This window comes from Myxococcus sp. AM011, from assembly GCF_013372595.1.
GTDB classification, from domain to species: Bacteria; Myxococcota; Myxococcia; order Myxococcales; family Myxococcaceae; genus Myxococcus; species Myxococcus eversor.
This window is the reverse complement of sequence record NZ_JABXEM010000410.1, coordinates 1-6,743: the sequence shown is the minus strand read 5'-3', so window position 1 is coordinate 6,743 and position 6,743 is coordinate 1. Positions and strand designations below refer to the sequence as shown.

Annotated in this window: 3 protein-coding genes and 1 pseudogene; all 4 read left to right on the top strand. The window is 68.6% G+C overall.

What is annotated here, in order from left to right; all coding sequences use genetic code 11:
* Window positions 1-2,850: pseudogene (locus HUW62_RS44810) on the top strand (hypothetical protein); the annotation flags it as partial.
* 195 nt (window positions 2,851-3,045) lie between these two features.
* On the top strand, window positions 3,046-4,725 hold the full coding sequence (ettA, locus tag HUW62_RS44805) for an energy-dependent translational throttle protein EttA (protein ID WP_141648596.1): 1,680 nt from the start codon (window positions 3,046-3,048) through the stop codon (window positions 4,723-4,725).
* Between the two features lie 94 nt (window positions 4,726-4,819).
* Window positions 4,820-5,323 (top strand): hypothetical protein, encoded by a 504-nt coding sequence (locus HUW62_RS44800; RefSeq protein ID WP_163863577.1) that lies wholly within the window; start codon window positions 4,820-4,822, stop codon window positions 5,321-5,323.
* Between the two features lie 396 nt (window positions 5,324-5,719).
* Window positions 5,720-6,743 (top strand): LysM peptidoglycan-binding domain-containing protein (locus HUW62_RS44795; protein ID WP_176437930.1); only part of this gene is annotated, 1,024 nt, incomplete at its 3' end.

Here is a 6,743-nt window from a genome sequence, read left to right as displayed (position 1 = left end):
GGGCGGGTGTATCTGCCCAACGTGGAGCTGTGGGTGCGCAACGTCGCGACGAACGTGGACAGCGTGCACGTGCTGTCGGACGTGCATGGCTTCTTCGGGGTGCCGCGTCAGCCGGCGGCGACGTACCGGTTGTGCTGGAGCGCGCCGGGCTTCGTCAGCGGGTGCCAGACGACGAACTTCAGCCTGGCGGACGAGACGTTCGTCATGCCCATCCACCTGCCGCTGGTGCCGGTGCGGCCCCTGCTGTGGGGCAACGCGCTGCTGAGAGACGGCTCGGTGCCCCTGACGCAGAGCAGCTTCCTGGGGGTGAACGTGGCGGCGCGGGTGCGGCTGGTGAACCCGGCCACCAGCGCCACGGTGTCCTCGGAGGTGCAGGTCAACGCCCTGGGCCAGTACGCGGTGGGCGACGCGCCGGCGGGAACCTGGAACGTGGTGGCGCGGGTGGAGGCCGACCAGGTCTCGTCGTCGGTGCAGATGGGGAGCGTCGCGGTGCAGCGGAATCTGACGTTCCGGAATGCGCGGCCGGTGCTGCGAGCGCCGGTGGCCTGGCGCAACACGCAGGCGCTGCGCAACGCGCTGCCGGGCGAGACGGTGCGACTGACGGCGCTGGCGAGTGACGCGGATGGGGACGCGCTGACGTGGCGCTGGGTGGCGTCCGCGGGCTCGGGCGTGGTGTCGGCGCAACAGGGTTCGGACGTGCTGTGGACGCTGCCCTCGGTCCAGGGACGCTTCAGCGTCTGGGCGGTGGTCTCCGACAACCGGGGCGGCGTGGCGACGAGCGAGGTGCGCGTGAGCACGCAGGGCCCGGTGGCGTACTTCGGCGGGCAGGTGTTGACGGCCAGCGGCCAGCCGGTGGGCGGGGCGCGGGTGACGGTGGGGAACAAGGAGGCCATCACCAACGCACGGGGCGGCTTCCAGCTCATGGTGGAGGAGTCGGCGCGGTATGTGCTCAACGTGCGCGCCACCGGCTTCCAGCTCCTGTCGCGCATCCTGCTGAACGAGGCGCCGGAGGGGCAGTACCGCCTGGTGTCCGCGCAGCGCTTCACGGTGAACCCCCAGGAGACGATGACGCTGTCGGCGCGCTCGCCGTCGGGCGACCAGCGGCCGGTGCTGCTCACGCTCCAGGCCAACTCGCTGGTGGACTCGGATGGCAACGCGGCGGACCAGCCGCTCACGGCGTGGCTGGCGCCGGTGGACCTGAAGGACCCGGAGGGCCGCATGCCCGGAGACCTGTCCGCGGTGGACCGCGAGGGCAACGTGGTGACGCTGACGAGCTTCGGCGCGCTGGAGGTCAACATCTTTGATGACCAGGGACGCCGCTTCAACCTGCGCAAGGAGTCGCCCGCGCAGGTGTCCTTCCCCGTGGACCCCAGGCAGGCGGAGCAGCCGGCCGGCACGCCCGCGTCCATGCCGCTGTGGTTCTACGACGAGGGCAAGGGCGTGTGGAGCGAGGAGGGCACGCTGTTCCTGCAGGGAGACACCTACGTCGGCGCGGTGCCGCACTTCTCCGTGTTCAACGCGGACATCGTCTCCACGGGCGCGGACTGCATGCGCGTGCACATCGACACCGCGCGCCTCCCGGTGCCGCTGTCGGTGCGCATCACCATCCCCGCCGGCCCCACGGTGTACACCACCACCCTGGACGCGGCGCTCAACGCCATCACCCGCCTGCCCGCCAGCACCGTCATCAAAATCGAGGTGCTCGACTCCAACGGGCTGGTCATCAGCACCGCCACGCAGAACCCCTCCACGGGGCCCGGCAACCCGAGCACCAACGCCATCACCGTGCCCTATCCGTACTCCGTCTGCACGTCGGACGTGACGCTGACGCTGGGCGTGCCCGCGTCCACGAACTTCCTCAACAACTACGGCACTGGTGACGCCGTGGCGGCGGCGGCCTACTACGCGGCCATCGACCCGGGCAGCACGAAGCTGACGCTGGCGACGTGGAAGACGGCCAACGGCTTCGGCGCGGACGACGCCGCGGCCTACTACTTCAACAACGGGGATCTGGGCTTCGGGCGCAGCATGCACATGAAGCGCTCGGGTGCGAATCGGGCCTTCTACGTGACGAACCACGCCAGCGTGGACTTCGCCACCGCCGGTGTGGCGCCCATCGCCACGGTGGCCATGGAGTACAGCCCGCACCCGACGATACTGCCGACCACGCCATACACGAAGTTCTACGTCTTCGACGCCGCGGGCAACCGCGTGGACCGCGCGGACCTGGACGGCAACGGCGACAAGTACGTGCCCCACCTGTGCAACGTCTGCCACGGCGGAGACGCGTTCTCCACGGACCCGCGCCGGGACCTCAACGCGCGCTTCATCCCGTTCGACTTGGAGAGCTATCGCTACTCCACCATCGAGTCGCCGCCCGTCAGCGGCATCTTCCCGTTCTCCCGCGCGAGCCAGGAGACGCAGTTCCGGGAGCTGAACAAGGCGGTGCTGGAGACCAACGTGACGACCACCATCCAGGAGCTGGTGCAGGGCTGGTACGGCGGTGTCACGCTGCCCGCCGCGACGCAGAACTCCACCTACGTGCAGCCCAACTGGGCCGCGTCCGGCAAGAGCAACGAGTACCTCCAGGTGCAGGCGCCGTCCTGCCGCGCCTGCCACAGCACGCGCGAGAATCAGTTGAGCTGGCGGTACTGGAGCCTGGCGGGCGTCAACAACGACTTCCAGGAGCGCACCGGCATCTACGGCGCGGTGTGCGGGCCGTCCCGCCGCATGCCCCACGCCAAGCGCACGTACCAGAACTTCTGGCTGAGCACGACGCCGCACCAGCCCAACGTCCTGGCCAACGCGGGCATCGCCGGGTGGACGCCCGCCGACCCGTGCCCGCTCTGAGTCGCGGTTGAGGTGAGCAGGTCCGACACCGCCTCCGGGGGTTACTCCCTGGAGGCGGTGCGCGGGGGTGTTCCCTGGCGGACGTCGGGCGCCGAGCGTGCGATGGGAGGCTCCGGGATTCTCTCGCCTTGAGTGCGCTGTTGCACCCTGGTATCCGCGAGCCCCCACCCGCTCCAGAGCAGGAAGCCCCCACAGATGGCCCAGAATTTCATCTTCACGATGCAGGACCTGCGCAAGGTCAAGAACGGCAAGGAGATCCTCAAGGGCATCTACCTGTCGTTCTTCCCGGGCGCGAAGATTGGCGTCATCGGTCCGAACGGCTCCGGCAAGTCGACGCTGCTGCGCATCATGGCCGGCGTGGACACGGAGTTCTTCGGCGTGGCGAAGCCGGACCCCACGGCCAAGGTCGGCTACCTGGCGCAGGAGCCGCAGCTCGACACCTCGCTGGACGTGAAGGGGAACGTGGAGCTGGGGCTGAAGGAGATTCGCGCCTCGCTGGACCGCTTCAACGAGGTGAGCGCGAAGTTCGCCGAGCCCATGAGCGATGCGGAGATGGAGAAGCTGCTCGCCGAGCAGGGCCGGCTCCAGGACGCCATCGACGCGGCGAACGGCTGGGAGCTGGACCGCACGATTGAGATGGCCATGGACGCGCTGCGCCTGCCCCCGGGCGACGCGGACGTGACGAAGCTGTCCGGCGGTGAGAAGCGCCGCGTGGCGCTGTGCCGAATCCTCCTGGAGAAGCCGGACCTGCTGCTGCTCGACGAGCCCACCAACCACCTGGACGCGGAGAGCGTCGCGTGGCTGGAGGTCGCGCTCAAGGAGTACAAGGGCACCATCGTCTGCATCACCCACGACCGGTACTTCCTGGACAACGCGGCCGAGTGGATTCTGGAGCTGGACCGCGGCGAGGGCGTGCCCTGGAAGGGCAACTACTCCAGTTGGCTGGAGCAGAAGCAGAAGCGGTTGGAGCTGGAGGAGAAGTCGGAGAGCCAGCGGCAGAAGACGCTCAAGCGCGAGCTGGAGTGGGTGCGCCAGTCGCCCAAGGCCCGGCAGGCCAAGAGCAAGGCGCGCATCTCCGCGTACGAGGAGATGCTCAACCAGACGCAGGACAAGCGCGAGGCCACGGGCGAGGTCATCATCCCTCCCGGCCCCCGGCTCGGAGGCCTGGTGGTGGAGGCCAAGGGCCTGCGCAAGGCGTACGGTGACCGGCTGCTCATCGACGACCTGAACTTCAAGCTGCCGCCGGGCGGAATCGTCGGCGTCATCGGCCCCAACGGCGCGGGCAAGACGACGCTGTTCCGGATGATGACGGGCACGGAGAAGCCGGACGCGGGCGAGCTGAAGATTGGCGAGACGGTGGTGATGGCCTACGTGGACCAGAGCCGCGACGCGCTCAACGGCGACAACAGCGTGTTCCAGGAGGTCAGCGGCGGGCTGGACCACCTGGACCTGGGCCGCGCGGGACAGGTGCCCAGCCGCGCGTACCTGGCGGGCTTCGCCTTCAAGGGACAGGACCAGCAGAAGCGCGTGAAGGATTTGTCCGGCGGCGAGCGCAACCGCGTGCACCTGGCGAAGATGCTCAAGAGCGGCGGCAACCTGCTGCTGCTCGACGAGCCCACCAACGATTTGGACGTGGAGACGCTGCGCAGCCTGGAGGACTCGCTCCTGAGCTTCGCGGGATGCGCGGTGGTCATCAGCCACGACCGCTGGTTCCTGGACCGCATCGCCACGCACATCCTCGCCTTCGAGGGCGACAGCAAGGCCTTCTTCTTCGAGGGCAACTTCCAGGACTACGAGGCGGACAAGAAGAAGCGCCTGGGCCCCGACGCCCTGGAGCCGCACCGCATCCGCTACCGCCCCATTTCAAAGAATTAGGCAGGCGGGAATTTCTCCGCTCTCTCCAGGAGGGAGCGGAGGCCCGGGTTTCCAGAGGTTGATGAAGCTTCACGGAGGGTTCTACCGTTGGGGGATGAACCTTCTTCGACAGAGCTGGCTGTGGAGTGGATTGCTGGGCGTGGTGCTGGGCCTGGCGGCGTGCAACGCGGGGGACATGAGCGGCGAGGAGGCCAGCTCGCTGGAGACGTCCGAGGCCGCGCTCTGCAGCGTCGAGCAGACGTGCCCGAGCGGTGCGCCGGTGACGTGCTCCTCTCCGACGACAGGCTGTACCTCGGGCGCTGACAACGGTGGCTGGGTGGAGTGCGATGGCGTGCGCACCTACTGTCCTCCGGCGTGTACCTGCGGCACGACGCGCTACACGGCGACCCGGTCTGGTGAGGGAGCCACCTGCGGCGCCGCGATGAGCCAGGCGCGCAGCCTGCTGGGCTCCGTTGTGACTGCGCGGTGCCCGGCGGGGGGCTGCAACAGCTCCGACATCATCGGTGACTGCATCGCACTGGGCCCCAACCGCACGGATGGCTTCCGCGCGAGCGTCACCCGCACGTACTCGTGCAAGGAGCCCGCGAACTGCCGGTAGCTCGTGGATATCGCAGTGTTGAATATTTTCAGTGCTGATGCCCTGCTGGCCCACGCCAGCGGGGCATTGTCGTCTTCAAGACAGTCATCCGGGTGGTCAGCCCAGACACCCTGCCCGCAATTGATTGCATCAGTTTGGCCAAAAAATAGTCGTGAGTCTGAAATCCATATGTGACGGATTGGTCACAGGCTCTCTGGATTTGCCGGGATTAACACAGTGCATTAACAGGCGGACACCCCGTGCGGGCCTGTAGCGCTCCCTCTGGGGCAATGCGAAGTTCGGTGGGTTCGCAACTTTTGGCGGCTGATCTTGAAAATCCGGTTGGCGTCTGTCGATGCCCTCTCCGGCGGCAGTGATTGGGGAGGGGTGTCTCGGACCTCATAGGGAGCCATCCACATGACTGTCAGGAACAACGTCAGCAACCGGGACCCCAGCAACTACCGCATCCGTGAGCGCGACACGCTGAGCAAGATCGCCGCCCGGAACAACACGACGGTGGATGAGCTGGCCCGGCTCAACAACATCTCCGACCCGAACAAGATTCGGGCGGGGGCAACCCTCAAGCTTCCGTCCGCCACGGACGGGTTCGACCGCACGGCGGCCACCCCGGGGCAGACCACCGCGGGCGCGCGCCAGACTCCTGGCGACACCTTCGACGCGGGCACCACCGCCGCGGCGGGCCTGACGTCGCCCAACGCGTCCGGGACGAACAACGGCTACCGCAACATCCAGGACCTGAGCGCCTTCACCCGCGGCGGCTCCAACTCCGAGGCGGCCATCGTCGTCGGCACCTCCGAGGGCAACCGCCGCCCGGACGGCACCTTCACCTCCAGCTACGGCGGCCACACGGACCCGGGCAACGCGGCCCACAACCGTGGCTCGTTCTCCTACCAGGGCACCGGCGCCAACACCCCGCAGCAGGCCGACCAGATCTGGAACCGCGAGCTGGCCAGCAAGACGCCTCGCTACGAGGCCGCCGCCCGCGCCGCGGGCCTGGACCCGAACAACGCGTTGCTGGCATCCACGTACTTCGACCTGCACACCCAGTCGCCCCGCGCCGCGCAGAACTTCATCAACCGCGAGCTGCCCAAGCTGGCGCAGGACCCGCGTGGCGTCACCCGCGAGTCGCTCATCGACGCGCGCGTGAATGCGTACCGCAATGACCAGGGCGTCCTGCGCGCCGCCGGCTTCAACCACAGCGAGTCCCGCCTGCGCGCCGACCAGACGCGCCGCGAGACGGCGCTCGTCACGGCGCTGGATGCGCGGGGCTATCGCTCCGGCACGACGCAGAACCCCGCCGTCCCCCAGGGTCAGGTGCCGGTGCCCACGCCGCGCCCCACCACGGCCGCTCCCACGCCGCGCCCGGCTTCCGAGCGCCCCACGACCGCCCCCACGCCGCGCTCGGAGGCCGGGCGCGGCG